The 286-nt window shown below is 69.9% G+C and carries 1 protein-coding gene; it reads left to right on the forward strand.

Annotated elements, in window-relative coordinates:
- Nucleotides 1-284, forward strand: a 284-nt coding sequence (locus J0695_RS41865) for an ArsR/SmtB family transcription factor (protein WP_206970046.1), incomplete at its 5' end; no start/stop codon positions are given.
- Nucleotides 285-286 lie beyond the last annotated feature (2 nt).

Below are 286 nucleotides of genomic sequence, written 5' to 3' on the forward strand. Positions count from 1 at the left end.
TGCTGCACGCGCTCGCGGACCACGGACAGCCGCATGGGGTCCGCGACCTGGCGGCGGCGGACGAGGAGCTCTCCTGCTCGCAGCTCGTGCTCCCGGTCACCAAATCCACGACCACCCACCACTTCCGGGTGCTCCGCGAGAGCGGTGTGATCCAGCAGGTCTACCGCGGCACGGCCAAGATGAACGGACTGCGCCGCGAGGACCTAGACGCGCTCTTCCCCGAACTGCTGGACAGTGTCCTCGCTGCGGCTTCCGGGCAGGCCGACCGGCTCGGCGGCAGCTGAAG

This window comes from Streptomyces beijiangensis (assembly GCF_017315755.1).
GTDB classification, from domain to species: domain Bacteria; phylum Actinomycetota; class Actinomycetes; order Streptomycetales; family Streptomycetaceae; genus Streptomyces; species Streptomyces beijiangensis.